The organism is Citrobacter meridianamericanus (assembly GCF_041320245.1).
GTDB lineage: Bacteria > Pseudomonadota > Gammaproteobacteria > Enterobacterales > Enterobacteriaceae > Citrobacter > Citrobacter meridianamericanus.
On sequence record NZ_CP101036.1, the window covers coordinates 5,079,934 to 5,100,471 of the forward strand.

The window sequence follows — 20,538 nt, forward strand, 5'->3', positions numbered from 1 at the left end:
CTACATCATTCGAGGCGTAGTGAACACACGTACAACCTGAAATATGATGTTTCTATTCCTTATTTAGGATTTTCTGTTTTATCTCCAGGCGCATCATTAATTTTTACGAGCAGCGTGGTCATGATAAAGGCGAGGATAAATACGGCAACGCCTACACAGATATAACTCACAACCTGATAATGATCGTAAATATACATTAATGGTGATAACAATACTGCCAGCCCATAAGAATTGGCTTTTATAGACAATAATGATAATACCATTCCGCCAAGCGCGGAGCAGATAAGCATTATAGCGATAGCACGAATTCCTGTTCGCATCACAATACCAAATAGCGCAGGTTCTGAGACACCAAGAAGTTGCGTCGCGGTTGCGGAAATACCAGCCGTTTTAAATGATGGACTGCGTGATTTCAATGAAATAGCAAGACACACGGCAGCATTGGCGAAGCCATACATCGCGCAGACGGTGATTAAAGGGTTAAACCCTGTGCCCGCTATCAGGGAGGTTTCAATCATAATGAACATATGATGCATCCCGGTCATGACGGCTATCGGGTAGAGGAATCCAATTAGCAATCCACCAATTCCTGCAGGTAAAGAAAGGAATTGCTGTATAGCTAAGATCGCGTAATGTTCAAAACCATGAACTAATGGCCCTAATACAAGTAAAGCAATGGACACCGACAGCAAAATGACCACAAACGGCGTAAAGATAAGGTCCATCGAATCTGGCATAACCTTCCGCAATACAATCTCCAGTTTCGCACCGATAATGCCAGTGATGAGCGCCGTTAAAATTGAGCCCTGATAGCCCACCAGTGGAATAAAGCCAAAGACATAAATTGGGTTCGCATTACCGTAGGCGACGTCATAAGCGTTAGGCAATGCCGGTGAAACCAGCATCAGGCCAATCAAAAATCCAACGATCGGCGTCCCGCCAAATTTTTTAAATGCCGACCAGCAGATAAACGCTGCCAAAAAGGCAAATGCCGTATCGCACAGCACCGTGGTCAGGGTTTTCAGGTAAAGAGGAATATTGTCAGCATTACTCCCAAACCAGGCCAGTACGGTATCGTTGAATAGTACCCCTTTCAGACCAAGGAACAGGCCGGTTGCCCCGAGAATGGGGACAATGGGCACAAACACGTCCGATAAATTGCGTATACCACGTTGTAAGCGATTTCCGCTCTGCTGGATCATCTCCTCTTTGCTGACCTCAGTAACATTAAAAGCGGCGGCAAACTCACTATAGACTTTATTAATGATTCCAGTACCAAGGATAATCTGGTATTGCCCAGAATTAAAAAATACGCCCTTTACATCACTAATACTGCGGATTTTTTCGTCATTAATACGCTCACGGTCTTTTACTTGCAAGCGTAATCGGGTGGCGCAATGGGTGGCCGAAATAATATTATCAATGCCAATTGTATCGACAATCTCAACGGCAATTTTTTTAAACTTGCTCATTTGTTACACACTCTTTAATGATAATTGTCTGGTAGGGTTTCAGGTTAGAATCAATGCTGTCATAGTTATTAAGCAGAACTTCCCCAACCGGAATCACATAAGATAATGGAGTATTACTCATATTGGTTATGGAAATAAGACGCTGATTATCGGTATGCCGTGCATACGCGACGATGTCATCACTGTGGGTTTCTAACGGGCTAAAATTGCCATAAATCAACACTTCTGGATATTCATGATTACGTAGCTGAATCAGACGTTGATAAAAATGGAACACAGAATCTGAACGATGTCGCTGCTCTTCAGCGTTAATCTCAAAATCACGGTGGGTGAATTCCAGCCACGGCTGTGCTCCCGAATTGAAGCCTCCATTAATCGTTTTAGCCCACGGGAACGGCGTTCGTGAGTTATCCCGGGAACGTTGATTAATAAACTCCAGTGCCTGGGCAGAAGTAAAACCCTCCGTGAGTGCGCGATGATAGTTATCAATACTGGAAATATCGTCGAACTGCTCAATGCGAGTCCGATTGAAATTTTTCATTCCCAGCTCCTGGCCCTGATAAATAAAAGGCGTTCCGTGCATGAAGAAATACATGGCCGCCAGGGCTTTCGCACCTGTTTCATTTTGAAATACCGGATCGCGGATCAATTTTGAAAGTGCGCGGGGCTGGTCGTGGTTTTCGATAAATGTCGTTCCCCAGCCGGATGCGATAAACGCTTGCTGGCTGGCAAAGAGCGCCTGTTTAAACTCTTTCACGGTCCAGTCACGTCGACGGAACCATTCAGAACCATTTTCCACATCGATATCGGCAGCATGAAAATCGAAGATCATGTCGAAATAGCCCTGCGGCCCGATAAACTGACCGTAATCCGCTAGCGGTACGCCCGGCGCTTCCCCAACGGTAACGCAGCCAAAACGCTGAAAAGTGCGTTCTTTTAGCTCGTTAAGAAAAACCTCAATCCCGGGGCGGTTGCGTGATTTCCATTTTATCGATACCAGGCCGTCAATCCCATCGGCAGGCAAAGAACCATAATCCTGGTCTTTCTTAATGAAGGTGATGGCGTCAACCCGAAAACCCGCAATGCCTTTCTCTAGCCACCAGGTGATCATGGCGTAAATCTCTTCCCGTAACGCCGGGTTTTCCCAGTTAAGATCGGGCTGTTTGCGGTGAAAGGTGTGCAGATAGTAACACGCTTCACCCGCTACTTTTTCCCACGCGCTGCCGCCGAAAATAGAGCGCCAGTTATTTGGCGGCGCATCGTTGATGGCGGGTTTGAAAATATAGTAATCGCGATATTTCGACTGGGGCTGCGCCAGCGCCTGCGTAAACCAGGGATGCTCATCGCTGGTATGGTTTATAACCAGATCAATCATGACCTGAATACCATGTTCTTTGGCGCACGCAATGAGATTTTCCACATCCTGCATATCGCCAAAATCCGGATTTACGGCATAGTAATCCGCAATATCATACCCATTATCCGCCATCGGTGACTGATAAAACGGCGAAACCCAAATCATGGTGATTCCCAGTTCTTGCAGATAAGGCAATTTAGCGATGATTCCCTGGATATCACCAATACCGTCATTGTTACTATCGTAAAAACTCTTTGGGTAGACCTGGTAGATCACCGCCTCCTTCCACCACGCGTGGCGGTTTTTTTCCATCTTTGGCATAACATCCCCTGATATATGAAATCGATACCATATCGAATTAAAAAAAATTTATGCCGACTGTCGAATCACTAACTCTGGTCTCAACTCGGCCGGATCATACTTGTATTGCTGCCCATTGATTAACGCCAGCATATACTCTGCCGAAATCCTGCCCAGAGCCACGATGGGCTGACTGACGGTCGTTAACGGAATATTGAGCATTTCAGCCACGGGTAAATTATCGAACCCGATAACCGCCAAATCTTCCGGTATTTTCATACCGTTCATGGTCAGAGTGCCTATCACTCCGCAGGCAACTTCATCACTTCCGGTGAAAATGGCGTCCGGGCGCTCCTCAGGCATCATTTGCAGGATCTGAAGTGCAATCTCCTGACCATCATGATAAGTATGCTGTTCACGAAATAACCAACGTTCATTGACGGTCAACCCCATCTCGTTCATCGCCGCCAAAAAACCGTTGTTTCTTCGGCTACCATGCCCCTTTTGCTGAAATTTTCCGCCAGTGGCGTACGCAATACGGCGATAACCTTTTGCCATTAAGTAGCGAATCGCATGATAGGTTGCGTTCCGATCGTCTACCCGAACCACCGGCAGAGTCGTCATTTCACCACCGGTATTACACAACAAAATCGGGCCATATTTTTCATATTCTTCAATAACATGCGATTCGCTTTCCATTGCACAAAGGATCAGCCCATCGATGATTTTTTTCTTTAACAGATCCAGACAGTTCTTTTCTTCTCCAGGGCTGTTGTGGTTCTGAACAATCAGCACCGAGTAACCATTTTTACGCGCGGTACTTTCCAGCGCATCAACCAGACTGGCAAAGAAAGGGTTAGTGATCCGCGAAATCAGTACGCCAATACGCTGGCTTTTCACGCCACGCATCTGCTGCGCCGCGGTGCTGGGTTCATAATCCAGCGCTTTCATCGCTGCCAGAATTTTTTCCCTTTTATCTTCAGAAATATAGGGATGGTTATTAAGAAACCGGGAGACGGTGGTTATTGATAAACCTGCTTTTTCAGCAACATCTTTAATCGTGGCCATGGCGCATTATGAAATCGATATCATGTGCTCATCAGAATAAGGGGGGAAGGACAGAGAAAATACTACAATGTTTTGAAAATATGATTGCTATCACAAAGTAAAATAATCTCTTCCTCGTCGCGGGGGAAAATTTGCCTGCCTCCTATTCCGCTTGATCCTGAACTGTGTTTAACTTAGCTAAACCGGTTTAGCACTGTTTAGCTAAAAGAGGAATTATGGTGAGCAGAAAAGTTTGGGTCCTTGGGGATGCTGTCGTTGATTTATTGCCGGATGGTGAAGGGTGCCTGCGACAGTGTCCCGGCGGCGCGCCAGCGAATGTGGCAGTTGGCGTGGCCCGTCTGGGCGGGGACAGCGGATTTATCGGTCGCGTTGGCGATGATCCTTTTGGTCATTTTATGCTCCAGACGCTGAAACAAGAAAACGTCGACGTCGGGTACATGTCTGTTGATGGTGAGCATCGGACATCCACCGTCGTGGTCGCACTCAATGAAGACGGCGAACGAACTTTCACGTTCATGGTTCGCCCCAGTGCTGATTTATTCTTACAGCAACGCGATTTGCCACTATTCACTTCCGGGCAATGGTTGCATATTTGCTCAATTGCACTCAGCGCAGAACCGAGTCGCAGCACAGCTTTTGCCGCAATGGAAAAGATAAAATATGCGGGAGGCTACATTAGCTTCGACCCAAATATCAGGGCCGATCTGTGGCGTGATGAGCAACTGCTGCGTGACAACATTCAACGCGCGTTGACCATGGCAAATGTAGTTAAACTGTCGGAAGAAGAGTTGGTGTTTATCAGCGCCAGTGATGACCCGTCCGAGGGCGTGCGCTGGATGATGGAGCGTTACCAGCACGACCTCCTGATGGTAACCCGAGGTAAAGAAGGGGTCATAGTGGCCTTTCGTGGGCAGGTTTTGCATTTCCCTGCTCGCCCGACGATCAGCATTGATACCACTGGCGCTGGCGATGCTTTTGTCGCAGGTTTACTCTTCAGTCTGGCGGCACATGGACTTCCACAGAATGCGCAGTCTCTGGAAAAAAGCATCACGTTGGCACAAACCTGCGGTGCGCTGGCGACCACCGCCAAAGGTGCAATGACGGCGTTACCTCGTCTGTCAGACCTTGCGTAGTGCATTTTTCGAGGCAAGAATGATGTCAATACTCATCTCATTCCTCATTAAATCGGTTTAGCATGGTTGATTAAAGTCAGCCCCCTCACCTGAGATGGCCACGTTTAATACTGGCCAGGTTTTATTCTCTGCGGGCGCCGTACCGATAGCGAAATCAATCACTGATACAACGCAAGGTTGTAACTAAACGATAAAATGGACGTGAACTAATGTCATTACCTTCCCGACTGCCTGAAATTTTGCAGGCGGTAATGCAAGGCCAGCCCCGCGCGTTGGCTGATGACCATTATCCTCACTGGCACCATGCGCCGGTGACCGGATTAATGAACGATCCTAATGGATTTATCGAATTCGCTGGCCGATACCATCTGTTTTACCAGTGGAATCCTTTCGCTTGCGATCATACCTTTAAATGCTGGGGGCACTGGAGCTCTGCTGACCTAATCCACTGGCGGCATGAACCAATTGCCCTGATACCAGATGAGGAGTATGACCGTAATGGCTGTTACTCCGGTTGTGCAATAGATCATGAAGGGATCTTACGTCTTTTCTATACCGGCAACGTCAAGTTTGCCGATGGGGCGCGCACGGCGTGGCAATGTCTGGCGACACAGTGCGAAAATGGAGCGTTCAGTAAACAAGGTCCGGTATTGCCGCTCCCGACGGGATACACTGGCCATGTGCGCGACCCAAAAGTCTGGTGGCATCACGATCGCTGGTATATGGTGCTGGGCGCTCAGGATCTGCAGTTGCGGGGGAAAGTGTTACTGTTCAGCTCCACAAACCTACAGCAGTGGCTTAGCCATGGCGAAATAGCGGGCCACGGCCTTAATGGCCTCTCCAGCGGCGGCTATATGTGGGAATGCCCCGATCTTTTTCCCCTCAACGGGACGGATATTCTCATCTGCTGCCCACAGGGATTACCACGTGAAGAATACCGCTTCCTCAACACCTATCCCGCCGTGTGGATGCAGGGGCAGCTCGATTACGCTCGCTCCGCGTTTGAGTGTAGTGAACTCCATGAACTGGACAGCGGCTTTGAATTTTATGCTCCGCAAACCTTGCTATCGAGCGATGGCCGTCGTCTGCTGATAGGATGGATGGGCGTTCCGGACGGCGAGGAGCTGTCGCAGCCAACCTGCGCGCAGGGATGGATTCACCAAATGACCTGCCTGCGTGAACTCACCTGGCGTAATGGCACGCTATACCAGACCCCGGCGCGGGAACTTGCGGCACTTCGCGGCGAAATGCAAGGCTGGCAAGGGGGCGTATTGCGCTTAGTGCCAATGGAGTTGGCTTTTGATATCGCCTGCGGCGACGAACTGACCATCGACTGTGCTGGCGCGTTGCATCTCCGCGTTAACGGTGATGGCTTACGGCTCTCACGCCAAAGTCTACAAACTGCGGAAATCCATCATCGTTACTGGCGCGGGACGGTGTGCCATCTGCACATTTTAATTGACCGCTCCAGCATAGAGATTTTCATCAACCACGGCGAAGGAGTAATGAGCAGCCGTTTTTTCCCCGATTATCCAGGAGAACTCACTTTCACGGGTAGCACGCCAGTTGCATTCCGTTACTGGCCGCTTCTGCCACACATGATAGAATAAATACCTTGAGTTTAAATGACTTTTCCGTGATGAAAACCAGACGCGTTACTATCAAAGATATTGCCGAAATGGCTGGGGTATCAAAAGCGACAGCCAGCCTGGTGTTGAGTGGCCGTGGCAAAGAGATGCGCGTCGCGCAAGAGACGCGTCAACGCGTGCTGACCATCGCCCGCGAACAGCACTATCAACCGAGTATTCACGCCCGTTCATTACGCGATAATCGTAGCCATACTATTGGTCTTGTCGTGCCAGAAATGACCAACTACGGCTTCGCCGTTTTTTCACATGAACTAGAAATGCTGTGCCGTGAGGCTGGCGTGCAGTTGCTGATTGCCTGTACGGATGAAAATCCGGCGCAGGAAAGCATCGCGGTAAATAATATGGTCGCTCGTCAGGTTGATGGCCTGATTATCGCCTCCTGCCTGCATAGCGATGCCGACTACCGGAAGCTAAGCCAGCAATTGCCAATAGTGCTGTTTGACCGCTGCCCGGGAAAAAGCGATCTGCCACTGGTCATGACCGACTCCATTACGCCTACGGTCGATCTTATCTCACGTATCGCCCAAAAGCATCGAGACGAATTCTGGTTCCTCGGCGGCCAACCGAGATTATCCCCCACCCAGGACCGGCTGGCGGGCTTTACTCAAGGTTTGATAAAGGCTGGCGTCGAGCTGCGTCCGGAGTGGGTGATTAACGGCAGTTTCCATCCCAGTTCAGGCTATGAGATGTTTGCGGCCCTTTGCGCACGCTTAGGGCGCCCGCCAAAAGCGGTGTTTACCGCTGCCTGTGGGTTGCTGGAAGGGGTGCTGCGCTATATGAGCCAACATCATTTACTGGCTAGCGATATTCATCTGGCCAGCTTCGACGATCATTATCTGTACGACTCACTCTCTGTGCGCATCGATACTATTCAGCAGGATAACAAGCTGTTAGCCTGGCACTGCTTCGAACTGCTTAATCAATTGATTAATGGCGAAACGCCGCAGTCCCGGCAACGATGTTTACCGGCTACTTTGCAGCTTCGCTTTAGATAAGTATGGCCGTGGCAATATCTCTTAATACTTATATAGGTTTCCATTAAATAACTCAGCCGGATCACCGTTTCCTGCTGTGTTTCATCTCTGTCTACCACACAGGAACGATCAGCAAACGTAACTGATTAATAACAACACTCGTTATACGCACATGAGAAGTCCCTTTAATTCATATTCCTGGCTTACTCTGAAATAAGAACCCTGCCAGACAATCAAACTAATTTTGAGAATTTGCCAACAGCTTACAGTCGTGATCCTGAATTTCCTCAGCGGAGGCGAGATTGAGCGCCAGCAGATTGCGCTGGGTTGCCAGCAGAACAAAAGACTCATCGCTCTGACGCACCATCGCCATCGCATAGCTGCCCATATGTTCACGCGCATCCGGCACCTCTTCTGCCAGCATCATAAATGGACTGCGTTGCGCCAGTTCATTTTCCGTGACGCGACGCGCCAGATATTCATGACCGCGCAGTCCACCCGGTAAAGGCAGCCAGCGAGTACTGATTTTCGCCAGGTTGTCATCAAGCTGTTGTCTGACATCGGTTCGCAGGCAGGAGATATGAATATGCAGATGATTTTGTGTACGCCCGCTACGCGAGTTAATGGTCAGAGAGACCGCTTTGTCAGGGATTTCGTGGCCGTATTTTTGGCTCATAAAGCTACGCGCCTGCCAGGCCAACCAGAAAAAGTTCGGCGTGCCTGATTTTAACAGCAGTGGGCTTTCTGTACCGTTGATGCGGTAAGTGGGCATCAACAAATATTGCAAAGGGCCATTTCGGTCTTTGAACACCGCATATCCGGCATCTGGCTTCACTTCTGCGCACGGCGCAGGATCCTGCTGCTGCAACTGGTGTGGCAGGCATTGCTGAAGAACAATCTTGCGTAATGCGTCCGGGTTGCCGGTAAATTTCCAGTACCCGATACCTGCAGCGACGGCAACAACCATTACCGCCAGAAAAAGATAGCCTGCTTTTTTCATTACGCGTTTCCTGTATCCCATTGAAGGGCAAGAGTAACGCAAAACCATGACAAATAAAAAACCCGGTTGCGTTAAGCCACCGGGTCGGTAAATCACAGAATTATTTAGCGTTTGCTGATCTGATCGAACGTACCGCCGTTAGAAAAGTGCTCTTTCTGCGCTTTTGTCCAGCCGCCAAACTCTTCGTCGATGGTGAACAGCTTCAGCTTCGGAAATGCGTTTTCGTATTTCTTCGCAACGTCTGCATCACGTGGACGATAGTAGTTTTTCGCTGCAATGTCCTGACCTTCCGGGGAGTAGAGATACTTCAGATAAGCCTCCGCCACCGCTTTGGTGTCTTTCTTTTCCACCACTTTATCGACCACGGAAACGGTCGGCTCCGCGAGGATAGATTCACTCGGCGTCACTATCTCGAATTTGTCTTTGCCCAGCTCGTTCGTTGCCAGCAGCGCTTCGTTTTCCCAGGCGATCAGCACATCACCGATACCGCGTTCTACAAAGGTATTGGTTGAACCACGCGCACCGGAATCCAGCACTTCAACGTTCTTATACAGGGCCTTCACGAAGTCTTGTGCCTTGGCCTGATCGTTGTTGTTGTGGTGTAAAGCGTAGCCCCATGCCGCCAGATAATTCCAGCGTGCGCCACCTGAGCTTTTCGGGTTTGGTGTAATCACTGACACGCCGGGTTTGATCAAATCGTTCCAGTCATGAATTTGTTTGGGGTTGCCTTTGCGGACCAGGAACACGATGGTGGAGGTGTAAGGCGCAGAGTTATCCGGCAAGCGCTTAATCCAGTTTTTATCAATTCGACCACGTTCAGCAATGGCATCAACATCATAAGCCAGTGCGAGCGTCACAACATCGGCTTCAATGCCGTTGATGACGGAGGTTGCTTGCTTACCCGAACCGCCGTGCGACTGACGGATCACAACGTTGTCACCTGTTTCTTTCTTCCAGTGCGTGCTGAAGGCTTTATTGTACTGCTCGTACAGCTCACGCGTTGGATCGTACGATACGTTAAGTAGCTGAATATCCTTTGCCAGAACGCTGGTCGATGCCAGCAATAATGTTAACCCTACGCCCCATTTGTTCATCGCCCAGCTCTCTTATGTGATGTTGTAATGAGCAAAGCGTGCCAGAAAGGCATCCAAACATTAAAGAATAAAAAAAGATTTGCTATAACTTCGAGGAATAAAACTGAGGGGTTGCCGGATGGCGGCTAGCGCCTAACCCGGCCTACAACGTGTACTCTTGTCGGCCCGGTAAGCAAAGCGCCACCGGGCAACAAAAAGCAATCAGTACAGTTTTTTCGCGCAGTCCATCCAGTCACCTTTGAACGGACGCTTCATATTTTCGATAGCGTCGATGATGTCGTGGTGAACCAACTGCTCGTTCTGAATACCAACACAGCGACCGCCGTGACCTTCCAGCAGAAGTTCGATGGCATAGGCGCCCATGCGGGATGCCAGAATACGGTCGTAAGGAACCGGGGAACCACCACGCTGAATGTGGCCCAGCACGGTTGAACGCGTTTCGCGGCCCGTTTCCTTCTCGATGTAATGCGCCAGTTCGTCAACGTCACACATGTGCTCAGTGATCGCTACGATTGCGTGTTTTTTGCCCTTCGCGATGCCGGCTTTGATTTCAGCAACCAGATCGTCACGGCTGAATTCCACTTCCGGAACCACCACGAACTCACAACCCCCGGCAATTGCAGCCGCCAGGGTCAGATCGCCACAGTAGCGCCCCATCACTTCAACGATGGAAATACGCTGGTGAGAAGAAGAGGTATCACGCAGACGGTCAATCGCTTCAACTACGGTACCCAGCGCGGTGAAGTAACCGATGGTGTAGTCAGTACCTTTGATATCGTTGTCGATAGTGCCCGGCAGACCGATGCAGGGGAAGCCCATTTCAGTCAGGCGTTTCGCCCCCAAATAAGAACCGTCACCACCGATAACAACCAGCGCATCAATGCCACGCTTTTTCAGGTTTTCGATAGCCACCGCACGGACGTTTTCGTCGCGGAATTCCGGGAAACGGGCTGAACCGAGGAAAGTACCGCCACGGTTGATCATGTCGGACACGCTATAACGGTCAAGTTGAACCATACGGTCTTCATACAAACCCAGGTAGCCATCATGGATCCCCATGACTTCCAGCCCTTCCGTCAACGCTGCACGTACAACACCACGGATTGCTGCGTTCATGCCCGGCGCATCACCGCCGCTTGTCAACACACCGATTTTCTTAATCATGACTACCTCTGAACTTGGAATGCAAAATGAAATCTGCTGCCGGAAGTCGATTCCGCATATCGAAACGATCCAACGAATATGCAGATAGTATAACAATCACTTTCTGCTGAATTGATTCAGGTCAGGCCGAATGGTGGTAATTTATACACAAAATGCTGGCCTGGTTCACTTTTTTTACAACGAATCATGAAAGCTTAAACATCTTGCCTTCCTTGGGTACGACCGAACAGGGATCCTGATGAATGATGACATCTGATCCCGGGAAACGCCGTAAAATTGCCTGCTCAACCTCTTCAGCCACTAAATGCGCCTGAACGAGCGGCAGATTGTCTTCCATTTCCAAATGAATCTGAATAAAGCGGGTCGGCCCTGACTGCCGCGTGCGAAGATCATGGGCGCCACTGACTCCAGGCCATGACGTCACGATATCAATAATTTCCTGACGTTCTTCATCGGGTAAAGCGCGATCCAGCAAGGACTGCACCGCCTCATATCCCATGCGTAATGCGCTAAATAAAATATAGATGCCAATCCCAAGCGCAAACAAGGCATCAGCACGATGCCAGCCGTACCATGCCAGGCCAAGCGCCAAGAGAATTGCACCGTTCATCATAACATCAGACTGATAATGAAGCATATCCGCCCGAACGGCCTGACTTTGCGTGCGTTTCACCACCCAGCGCTGAAACGAGACCAGAATGATTGTACACACTAACGCAATGATGGTGACCGCCACCCCAACACCAGGATCTTTCATTGGCGTGGGTTGGATGAGATGCTGAATCCCGGTCAGGAATAAAAACAGCGCCGAACCGGAAATAAACATGCTTTGCGCCAGTGCAGCCAGTGATTCCGCTTTTCCGTGTCCGAACGTATGTTCATCATCGGCCGGTTGCAGCGAATAGCGCACCACTAACAGGTTGGTTAACGACGCCGCGATGTCCACCAAAGAATCCACCAATGCAGCCAGAATACTGACCGATCCGGTGTACCACCACGCAAAAATTTTGATCAAAAGTAACAGCGTTGCCATCACGGTAGCCGCGATTGCTGCCCGGCTAACCAGCCGTCCATAAGTATGATTCATAAACACTCCCGCCAGAATATGCCGCTAGTATAACGGATGAAGTAAAACAGTCAGGCAATAACCGAGTGACAAATTTTGGGCAAAAAAAACCACATCATGTGGGGGAAGACAGGGATGGAATGTTGTAGCAATACATAACACACTTAAATTAGAAATTTATTCTAATAAAAAATCTACATTACGGCCTATCTTACAGCCTGATCAGCATGATCCATACACCACCTGAATACGTTTTATTCTGAATTTTTGAGACCTCTCTATAACTCTTCCAATGCTCATTTACTTTAGATGTACGATAAACACTCAATCAACATATCTTGAGGGATTAAGATGGCGTATTACCCTAATTCTATTGACTGGCAACCGATCAAGGAAGGAGGTCTGCGTAGGCTAAGGCTTGACGAGATAAATCTTGCAAACTCGCTCTTTGGCTTCAGCATTCTTTACCAGCAAGTTTGGGTTCATCTGGAAAGTTATCTTCCTTTTGATAGTCAAAACCCCGGCCAGGCGATGACGCCCAACGGCGAAATGTGGTTTAGAAAAATAAAATACGAAGATGATTTCTCGATGCCTACAAAACAGCCAACTCCAAATGCCCAGCATCTATTTTTACATGAAATGATGCATGTTTGGCAGCACCAATATGGAATGTGGGTACGAACACGCGGAGCGTTCTCATGGGCAGCTGATTATACATACAGTCTAAATGAGAAAAACTTACTTGATTACGGACTGGAGCAGCAAGCATCCTTAGTCAGCGATTACTGGTTGTTAAAGCATTATGGGTTTGATGGGCATAGCGATCTGTATGTTTACCGTGATTATGACCCAGAAGAACCGGTGCTGGAGTTAATTCAGAAATATGAAAAGGTACTAGGGGACTTTCCGATATGAAGAAATCGATCACTTTTCTCCCTTTACTTTTATTTCTCGCCGGGTGCCCAGGGAAAGATAGAGAGGGTGCAGAGTCCGGCGAAAGACGGGCGATCTACGTAGACAACAATCGTGTTTGCTTTACCACTGATAAAAACGATGTGTTAAACCGCTATATTCTGTCAACTAATAGTATAGAAAATAAAAAATTATTAGTTGGCGATTTTAAGCATCTCACCTACCCAAGTACCTGCTTTACGGTAAATTTAGAAAAAGGGTTAGTGTATGGCGCAAGCTATACCTTAAATGGAAAAAATCACTACTACACCTTTATCATTACCAATGATGGCATTGTGTTGGATTTAGGAAAAAGCTAAGCATTATTATCAGAGTACACGGCCCTACATAGAGGCAGTAAGTTACATTGAGGTCAGCCACACATAACAAAAGCGTTTATACGCTCCAAATATCTTCTGTAAGTAGCTGCTTGTCTTTGGTAATTCGCTGTAATTTGGGCAAAAAAAACCCCCACATCATGTGGGGGAAGACAGGGATGGTGTCTATGGCAAGGAAAACAGGGGTACTACTGGGAACGTGAGTTGCTACTACTCAATAAATTTAACGATGAGCTTTGTTTCCATTGCGCTACGTCGCGCAGTTGCTCCATTCGTTGTTCATGTTTCTCATTTAAAACCGCTTGCTGCTCGGGCGTTAACAGGCGATACATCTGATTGCGAATCCTGGCTATTTCAACCTGGCGAGCAACCTGTTCTTGCGCCATTCTTTCTGCCTGAGCGCGCACAGCGCTTTCATCAAATTTCTCTGCGGTGACAAGGCGATGCATTGTCTCCATTTCGCTAACATTAACAGGAGGCTGTTCGTGTCTTGCCTGCTGCATTAAATCTCGCATCTGTTGACGTTGATGTTCGGTTAAACTGATACCGTCAAACATGTGGCTCTGTACGCTGCGTTGCGATGAGCCATCACCCAGGTGCCAGTGATCGCCTGTGACGACTTCAGCTGCATGGCTTAAAGTACTGAATGCCAGCGTTGAGGCCATGACGGCAGCGGTAACTTTGCCCATCACTTGCTCCCAAAATCTTTTCTGTCGCGATTCAACGAGAGACAGTTTACGATTCGGGCTGCAAACATGCGTCAGGGGGTGTAAAACAACGTAAAGTCATAGATTAGCGACGCCTGATGACGTAATTTCTGCCTCGGAGGTACGTAAACAATGAATAAAATCCTGTTAGTTGATGATGACCGAGAGCTGACTTCCCTGTTAAAGGAGCTTCTCGAAATGGAAGGTTTCGATGTGCTGGTTGCCTATGATGGGGAACAAGCGCTTGAGCTTCTTGATGACAGCATCGATTTACTTTTGCTCGACGTCATGATGCCGAAGAAAAACGGTATTGATACGCTGAAAGCACTTCGTCAGACACACCAGACTCCCGTAATCATGCTGACCGCTCGCGGCAGCGAATTGGATCGCGTACTTGGCCTTGAACTGGGTGCGGACGACTATTTACCTAAACCGTTCAACGACCGTGAACTGGTCGCGCGCATCCGCGCTATTCTGCGTCGCTCGCACTGGAGTGAGCAGCAGCAGAACAGCGACAACGGTTCGCCGACGCTGGAAGTGGATGCGTTAAGCCTTAACCCGGGCCGCCAGGAAGCCAGCTTTGATGGGCAAATCCTGGAGTTAACCGGCACCGAATTCACCCTGCTCTATTTGCTGGCACAGCATCTTGGTCAGGTGGTTTCGCGTGAACATTTGAGCCAGGAAGTCCTGGGCAAACGCCTGACGCCTTTCGATCGCGCGATCGACATGCATATCTCGAACCTGCGTCGTAAGCTGCCAGAGCGTAAAGACGGACACCCGTGGTTTAAAACTCTGCGTGGTCGCGGCTACCTGATGGTCTCCGCTTCATGATAGGGAGCTTAACCGCACGCATCTTTGCCATCTTCTGGTTGACGTTGGCGCTGGTGTTGATGTTGGTGCTGATGTTACCCAAGCTCGATTCACGTCAGATGACCGAGCTACTGGACAGCGAGCAGCGCCAAGGGTTGATGATTGAGCAACACGTTGAAGCTGAACTGGCGAACGACCCACCCAACGATTTGATGTGGTGGCGTCGCTTGTTTCGGGCAATAGACAAGTGGGCGCCGCCAGGACAGCGGTTATTGCTTGTTACGACGGAAGGACGCGTGATCGGCGCAGAACGCAACGAAATGCAGATCATTCGTAACTTTATTGGTCAGGCCGATAACGCCGACCATCCGCAAAAGAAAAAATACGGTCGCGTTGAGATGGTCGGGCCTTTCTCCGTCAGAGACGGGGAAGATAACTACCAGCTGTATCTCATTCGACCTGCCAGCAGCTCACAATCAGACTTTATCAACCTGCTGTTCGACCGACCGCTGTTGTTGCTGATTGTCACTATGTTAGTCAGCTCTCCGCTATTGCTCTGGCTTGCCTGGAGCCTGGCGAAACCGGCGCGAAAATTGAAAAATGCGGCGGATGAAGTGGCCCAGGGCAACCTGCGTCAACATCCGGAACTGGAAGCGGGTCCGCAGGAGTTTCTGGCGGCAGGCGCCAGCTTTAACCAGATGGTGACGGCGCTGGAGCGAATGATGACCACGCAGCAACGCCTGCTGTCGGACATCTCTCACGAATTGAGAACGCCGTTAACCCGTCTGCAACTGGGCACTGCGCTGCTGCGCCGTCGTAGCGGTGAGAGTAAAGAGCTGGAGCGTATTGAAACCGAGGCGCACCGGTTGGACAGCATGATCAACGACCTGCTGGTGATGTCGCGTAATCAGCAGAAAAACGCGCTGGTCAGTGAAACGGTGAAAGCCAATCAGCTGTGGGGCGAAGTGCTGGATAACGCCGCCTTTGAAGCGGAGCAGATGGGTAAATCGCTCACGGTGAATTTCCCGCCGGGTCCGTGGCCGCTGTACGGTAACCCAAATGCGCTGGAAAGCGCGCTGGAAAACATTGTGCGCAATGCCCTGCGCTATTCACACACGAAGATCGAAGTGGGCTTCGCGGTGGATATCGACGGGATCACCATCACTGTAGACGATGATGGCCCGGGCGTAAGCCCTGAAGACAGAGAACAGATTTTCCGTCCGTTCTATCGTACCGATGAAGCCCGCGATCGCGAGTCTGGCGGAACTGGTCTGGGTCTGGCGATTGTTGAAACCGCAATCCAGCAGCATCGCGGCTGGGTGAAGGCCGAAGACAGCCCGCTGGGTGGTTTACGGCTGGTGATTTGGTTGCCGCTGTATAAGCGTTCTTAACAGACTTCCCCGGTAATTATATTACCGGGGAAGCTCTCACCTTATGCCGCTGCCGTTGCAGCCGCCAACTTTTGCTTTTTAATCCGCTTCACCAGAATAGTCGAGCAGACAAAGCCCATTAAGCTGAACGCAATCATTACGCTAAATACATAGTTGTATCCCGTGATGCCGCTATTGGTATCCAGAAGATAGCCGTATAACGTATACGCAAACATGGCTGGCATGTAGCCAATGATACAGCCAAACGCCATTGCCGAACCGGCATACTCGCGCGGGGTACCAATCTCATCCATCGGCGCGAAGAAAATGGCACGCTGGGAGAAAATAATCGCCCCAAACCCTAATGTCGCCGCCATACCGATATACACATTCATTGTTTGATGCGGCAATTGCATGAAAACAAGCATCGCCACGGCGGAAATCAGAAATGTCCACTTCAGGTATATTGTCGGCGATTTAGCCACCTTGTCCGCCAGTAGCCCACCAATCGGCCCTCCCACCATTTTCAACGCATACTGATTGATGATGCCGTAAGCGCCAACGAGGGCTACCGGAAGCATATAGATATCTTTCAAGAACGGGATGAAGTAGGTCAGCCCACAGTATGCAGCGTAAACGAAGAAAATCCCTAGTGAAGCCAGCCAGACGTTAGGACAGGACAACACATGCTTGATACCCTTTAACACTTCCATGTTGGCACTGGTTTTCTCGCCACCTTTAACTTCGTCATTATCGACAATAAAGTACGTCACAATACCTGCCGCAATGGTGATGAGCGTATAAAACAACAACCCCGCCTGCATGCCTGCTTTCCCCTCACCAAACTGGACGAAGACAAACAGGGCACCAGAAGCGACAATGACGTCTACCACACCGCGTCCGGCCTCTAAAAAGCCAAACATGCGACCTTGTTCTTCTTTCGTGCCCAGCAGACGTACGGCTTTCAGCAATACCGGCCAATAAACCACATCGGCAAAGAACGCCATTGCAGCAAAGCAAATGAGATAACCGGTAAATGACGGTAGCGTTGCCAAATATAAGCCGCAAAGCCCAACACCAATGAGACCTAATGGTAATAATATTTTCTTAGAATAACGATCTGCGATATAGAGCGAAAGAAAAAGCCCGGTTGTCTGAACAATCGTATAAACCGTAAAACTCAAGCCAATTTGCGTATTGGTTAAGCCCCAGTCATTTTGCATTGGCACATAGAAAACATCTTTCATACTTGAAAGTTTAAATATTGTGCCGCCGCCTAAAATTAAAAAACAGAGTCTTGCCCATTTATTCATGAACATGATTAAACCCTCATTGCTTGTTGAGAGAAATATTCAGTTAAAATATTTAACTAATAAAGTAGATAGACTATTTGCATAATCCTTTTTACATATTAATAATATTAAGGAAATTTATTGATTAGTTATAAATTTATCGCATAAAGTACGAATATATTTTATTTGTGCAAGAGCATGTTCTTTTTCCAACGCTAGTCGCGCGTCAATCTTGTCACTCTCGGGCAGCGGTGTATAACTTGCATCACGCCATGGGATCCAGGGGTTATCACCTTCATCATCGAAGCGAAATGCTGGAGCATAATATTCAACTTCTTCTTCCAGACCAAAAGCATAGACTTGCGGCTTATCTTCACCTAAAAGTAATAATGCCTTAAGCATCTCTTCCATTGGTAAGTCACCATACCCTGATCGACAAGCCTCATGCCCCCAACCTTTACCTTCTTTAATAATTTTAGCGTCTTTGATATGCACCTGAGTGATCAAAGGAGACATGATTTCTAACGCAGAAAGCGGCTGCTCATTGGCATTAATCATGTTGCCAAAATCAAACAGAATAGAGAGATTCTTCATTCCACTATTTTTAACCAGCGTCACCAACTCATGACTTTGCAGGTCTTCATGTTGTTCAATAGTAAAGCTTAGCCCGCAGTCGTCATACCGGGACAACCACGCGATATCTTTAGCAATCTTCGCCATAACATCGTTGAGATGCCCTTCATAGCGCGGGTAGAAACGTACTGACGTTGCGCCAGTCGCCATCGCAATACGGATCGCATCCGTCAACGTCTCTTGGTCCGATGCGCTCGTTTCAATATGTACATCCAGGTTATGTTGTTTGGCTTTCTCTTTAAAGTCGTGTAACTGCCGATCGTTCAGTTTCTGTAGTGATTGGGATTCACCATCTTCAACATGTATTTTCACGCCCTTTAATTTTTGCTGGTGCGCAATATCCAGAAGATCGCCCGGAAGGACTCTCTCATAACGCATATTCAGATGAAAAGCATAAGCATGTAGATACAGTGGTATATTTCTCGCACGTTCAGCAAGAAGTTCCTGGTTAAATTTATCCATTATTTCTCTCATTCATCACGAATAACAAGTTCCACTGATTCAAGTCGCCAATACTCAAAGTCAACCTGAACCACTTTTTTATCTCGGGTGGCCCGATGTTTTTCTACTAAAATTCCATACGTATTAGGCGCAACGCCCAGTTCTTTGCAGGCCACTTCTGGCATATTGACCGGTTTAAAGATCATTTCTTTGATGTTTAAAATATGACCATATACATCTTCCCAGACGCTTGCAAAAGACTGAGTACCCAGTTTGTTAATAAATTCTGGCGCAATATCGGCATCAATATAGGATTCATGGTAAAACACTTTATGCGAATCAAGCCCACACCAGCCGGTAACTAAATAACGTTCGCCGGAGGAGAGAAAAACCTCTTCAACATGATGCGGAACGGTCTCAATCGTTTCTTTGGTTAAATAATCCCAAAAAGGTTTACGACCCTGAGCACAGGCTTCAGCATTGAAACTGGAAAGTGATTTAGGGTTATAAATAAATCGCTTCGACGAAATAAACCAACCACTGCGGTTCTTTCGGAAAATACGTGCATCGATCTCAAGCTCAATCAGAACCTGACGTAAGGTCATGCGCTTCGCATCCAGCAACTCACATAACTCTCTCTCTGAGGGCAACTTGGAGCCCGCTGGCAAATTATTCTCGTTTAACCAGCTTTCAAAGCGCTCTCTGAGAACATCAACATTGTTTTTCTTTTTCATTTTTCTCAATCTGGTTTAAACCAATTTGAAGCTAAGATATTTGAGTGCAGGAAATACTCAAGTTTTTTTTCAACGCAGAGTTTCTTTTTGTGGGCCAGGTATCAAGAATGCCCTGAAAGCATGGTGTGGCAGGGGGGTTTTTACCCGCTTTAGTACGCAGAGATAAGTGCTACGAGAGAAGTAAATCAGGTGTCACCACCTGATTTAATTGCATGAACAGAGTGAGTCTATTTTCCCCACAAACGGCGGGAATTGTCTTCGATTTTGCCGCTTAAACGACGCTTTTGCATCGTTCTGGTCCAGCTTTTCGATAGCCCGGCAGCCGACAATAAACGGTGATATTGCGAGTCATCAAACGGCATATGCCAGGCAATAGCAATCGCCTCCCGCACACTGACGTCGCTCACGCGTGACGCCAGGATCAACGGCGCGTCTGCCGATACCAGCCCGGGCGCGATAACGCTGCACAGCCAGCCTGTCTTGCCCGCATCCTGCATCTGGCTGGCCATATCGCTGATGCCAAAATGGAAATTTAGCTTGAAGCACGGCGAGCGTGGCTGCGTGACCTGAATCAACGCTTCCCCCCACTGGAAAATATCGCCAATATACACATTATCTTCCGTCAGCCCCTCAGTAGAGAGGTTCTCACCAAAAGCAGGCGCAACGAACAATTCCGTCTGTTCAGGAAAGGCTTGTTTCCAGTGCTGATAGTGTTCACGCGGATAGTGACACAAGACGCGATCTGGCCCGCCGTGAATTTTCTTTTCCGCCTGCTCATCACCCGTCAGCCCCAGTTCAGTCAGCATCAACTCGCCGTCAACCTGAACCTTAGCAATCGCACTGGGACGGCTTCCCGTGTAGTCCCGAACTTTGCCTGTAAAAACATCGACCGGATATCGCATCTGTTCCCTCTCCCGATAAATTTCCACCATTACACCACATTTATTTTATCCCAGTCGCTCAAAATGAGAGCACGGTTCACATG

The 20,538-nt window shown here is 48.6% G+C and carries 19 protein-coding genes; 7 read left to right on the top strand and 12 right to left on the bottom strand.

Going from position 1 to position 20,538, the window contains the following annotated elements; all coding sequences use genetic code 11:
- Window positions 1–59: 59 nt before the first annotated feature.
- From NMD08_RS24650 to NMD08_RS24660, 3 genes are read right to left on the bottom strand one after another with little or no spacing between them, the layout of a single operon-like run.
- A complete protein-coding gene (locus tag NMD08_RS24650; protein WP_286543533.1) occupies window positions 60–1,472 on the bottom strand; it encodes a PTS transporter subunit EIIC in 1,413 nt (470 codons plus the stop codon).
- Window positions 1,459–3,150 carry an alpha-glucosidase gene (locus NMD08_RS24655; protein ID WP_261990578.1) on the bottom strand — a complete coding sequence of 564 codons (1,692 nt, stop codon included), beginning with the start codon at window positions 3,148–3,150 and terminating at the stop codon, window positions 1,459–1,461. The genes NMD08_RS24650 and NMD08_RS24655 overlap by 14 nt, the downstream gene beginning before the upstream one ends.
- 48 nt (window positions 3,151–3,198) lie before the next feature.
- A complete protein-coding gene (locus tag NMD08_RS24660) occupies window positions 3,199–4,197 on the bottom strand; it encodes a LacI family DNA-binding transcriptional regulator (RefSeq protein ID WP_151218437.1) in 999 nt (332 codons plus the stop codon).
- Between the two features lie 218 nt (window positions 4,198–4,415).
- On the opposite strand from NMD08_RS24660, the gene NMD08_RS24665 reads away from it, so the two are divergent.
- The 3 genes from NMD08_RS24665 (at window position 4,416) to NMD08_RS24675 (ending at window position 7,974) form a co-directional block, all read left to right on the top strand.
- Window positions 4,416–5,330, top strand: coding sequence for an aminoimidazole riboside kinase (locus tag NMD08_RS24665; protein WP_151218480.1), 915 nt, complete (start codon window positions 4,416–4,418; stop codon window positions 5,328–5,330).
- 209 nt (window positions 5,331–5,539) lie between these two features.
- On the top strand, window positions 5,540–6,940 hold the full coding sequence (locus NMD08_RS24670) for a sucrose-6-phosphate hydrolase (RefSeq protein ID WP_151218436.1): 1,401 nt from the start codon (window positions 5,540–5,542) through the stop codon (window positions 6,938–6,940).
- Between the two features lie 29 nt (window positions 6,941–6,969).
- The gene (locus NMD08_RS24675; protein WP_151218479.1) at window positions 6,970–7,974 is read left to right on the top strand and encodes a substrate-binding domain-containing protein; all 1,005 of its coding nucleotides are present in this window, start codon (window positions 6,970–6,972) and stop codon (window positions 7,972–7,974) included.
- A gap of 217 nt (window positions 7,975–8,191) precedes the next feature.
- Here the strand turns inward: NMD08_RS24675 and NMD08_RS24680 are convergent, their stop codons facing one another.
- The 4 genes from NMD08_RS24680 to fieF all read right to left on the bottom strand — a co-directional run bounded on the left by NMD08_RS24680 (window position 8,192) and on the right by fieF (window position 12,298).
- Window positions 8,192–8,953, bottom strand: a complete 762-nt coding sequence (locus NMD08_RS24680) for a CDP-diacylglycerol diphosphatase (RefSeq protein ID WP_286541383.1) — start codon at window positions 8,951–8,953, stop codon at window positions 8,192–8,194.
- 104 nt (window positions 8,954–9,057) lie between these two features.
- The gene (gene sbp / locus NMD08_RS24685; RefSeq protein WP_151218434.1) at window positions 9,058–10,047 is read right to left on the bottom strand and encodes a sulfate/thiosulfate ABC transporter substrate-binding protein Sbp; all 990 of its coding nucleotides are present in this window, start codon (window positions 10,045–10,047) and stop codon (window positions 9,058–9,060) included.
- Between the two features lie 201 nt (window positions 10,048–10,248).
- Window positions 10,249–11,211 carry a 6-phosphofructokinase gene (pfkA, locus tag NMD08_RS24690; RefSeq protein WP_151218433.1) on the bottom strand — a complete coding sequence of 321 codons (963 nt, stop codon included), beginning with the start codon at window positions 11,209–11,211 and terminating at the stop codon, window positions 10,249–10,251.
- 184 nt (window positions 11,212–11,395) lie between these two features.
- Entirely contained in the window at window positions 11,396–12,298 is a 903-nt protein-coding gene (gene fieF / locus NMD08_RS24695) for a CDF family cation-efflux transporter FieF (RefSeq protein ID WP_151218432.1), read from the bottom strand.
- Window positions 12,299–12,628: 330 nt separating this feature from the next.
- Between fieF and NMD08_RS24700 the strand changes: the two genes are divergently transcribed.
- Together NMD08_RS24700 and NMD08_RS24705 are read left to right on the top strand one after the other, a co-directional pair.
- Entirely contained in the window at window positions 12,629–13,192 is a 564-nt protein-coding gene (locus tag NMD08_RS24700; protein ID WP_278238598.1) for a type IV secretion protein Rhs, read from the top strand.
- Window positions 13,189–13,548: a putative T6SS immunity periplasmic lipoprotein gene (locus NMD08_RS24705; RefSeq protein WP_151218431.1), complete on the top strand. Its 360-nt coding sequence runs from the start codon at window positions 13,189–13,191 to the stop codon at window positions 13,546–13,548. Before NMD08_RS24700 ends, NMD08_RS24705 begins: the two co-directional genes overlap by 4 nt.
- A gap of 206 nt (window positions 13,549–13,754) precedes the next feature.
- Here the strand turns inward: NMD08_RS24705 and cpxP are convergent, their stop codons facing one another.
- Window positions 13,755–14,255: a cell-envelope stress modulator CpxP gene (gene cpxP, locus NMD08_RS24710; protein WP_151224158.1), complete on the bottom strand. Its 501-nt coding sequence runs from the start codon at window positions 14,253–14,255 to the stop codon at window positions 13,755–13,757.
- A 150-nt stretch (window positions 14,256–14,405) separates the two neighbouring features.
- On the opposite strand from cpxP, the gene cpxR reads away from it, so the two are divergent.
- Both cpxR and cpxA read left to right on the top strand, forming a co-directional pair.
- Window positions 14,406–15,104, top strand: coding sequence for an envelope stress response regulator transcription factor CpxR (cpxR, locus tag NMD08_RS24715; RefSeq protein ID WP_003028763.1), 699 nt, complete (start codon window positions 14,406–14,408; stop codon window positions 15,102–15,104).
- Window positions 15,101–16,474 (top strand): envelope stress sensor histidine kinase CpxA, encoded by a 1,374-nt coding sequence (gene cpxA / locus NMD08_RS24720; protein ID WP_003840485.1) that lies wholly within the window; start codon window positions 15,101–15,103, stop codon window positions 16,472–16,474. The genes cpxR and cpxA overlap by 4 nt, the downstream gene beginning before the upstream one ends.
- 41 nt (window positions 16,475–16,515) lie before the next feature.
- Here cpxA and NMD08_RS24725 read toward each other — a convergent pair whose 3' ends face one another.
- The 4 genes from NMD08_RS24725 to yiiM all read right to left on the bottom strand — a co-directional run bounded on the left by NMD08_RS24725 (window position 16,516) and on the right by yiiM (window position 20,455).
- Window positions 16,516–17,766, bottom strand: coding sequence for an MFS transporter (locus tag NMD08_RS24725; RefSeq protein ID WP_151218478.1), 1,251 nt, complete (start codon window positions 17,764–17,766; stop codon window positions 16,516–16,518).
- A 117-nt stretch (window positions 17,767–17,883) separates the two neighbouring features.
- Window positions 17,884–18,840, bottom strand: a complete 957-nt coding sequence (locus NMD08_RS24730) for a sugar phosphate isomerase/epimerase (RefSeq protein ID WP_151218429.1) — start codon at window positions 18,838–18,840, stop codon at window positions 17,884–17,886.
- 8 nt (window positions 18,841–18,848) lie between these two features.
- The gene (locus NMD08_RS24735) at window positions 18,849–19,553 is read right to left on the bottom strand and encodes a GntR family transcriptional regulator (RefSeq protein ID WP_187254020.1); all 705 of its coding nucleotides are present in this window, start codon (window positions 19,551–19,553) and stop codon (window positions 18,849–18,851) included.
- A 227-nt stretch (window positions 19,554–19,780) separates the two neighbouring features.
- Window positions 19,781–20,455, bottom strand: coding sequence for a 6-hydroxyaminopurine reductase (gene yiiM, locus NMD08_RS24740; RefSeq protein ID WP_370619241.1), 675 nt, complete (start codon window positions 20,453–20,455; stop codon window positions 19,781–19,783).
- Between the last annotated feature and the right edge of the window lie 83 nt (window positions 20,456–20,538).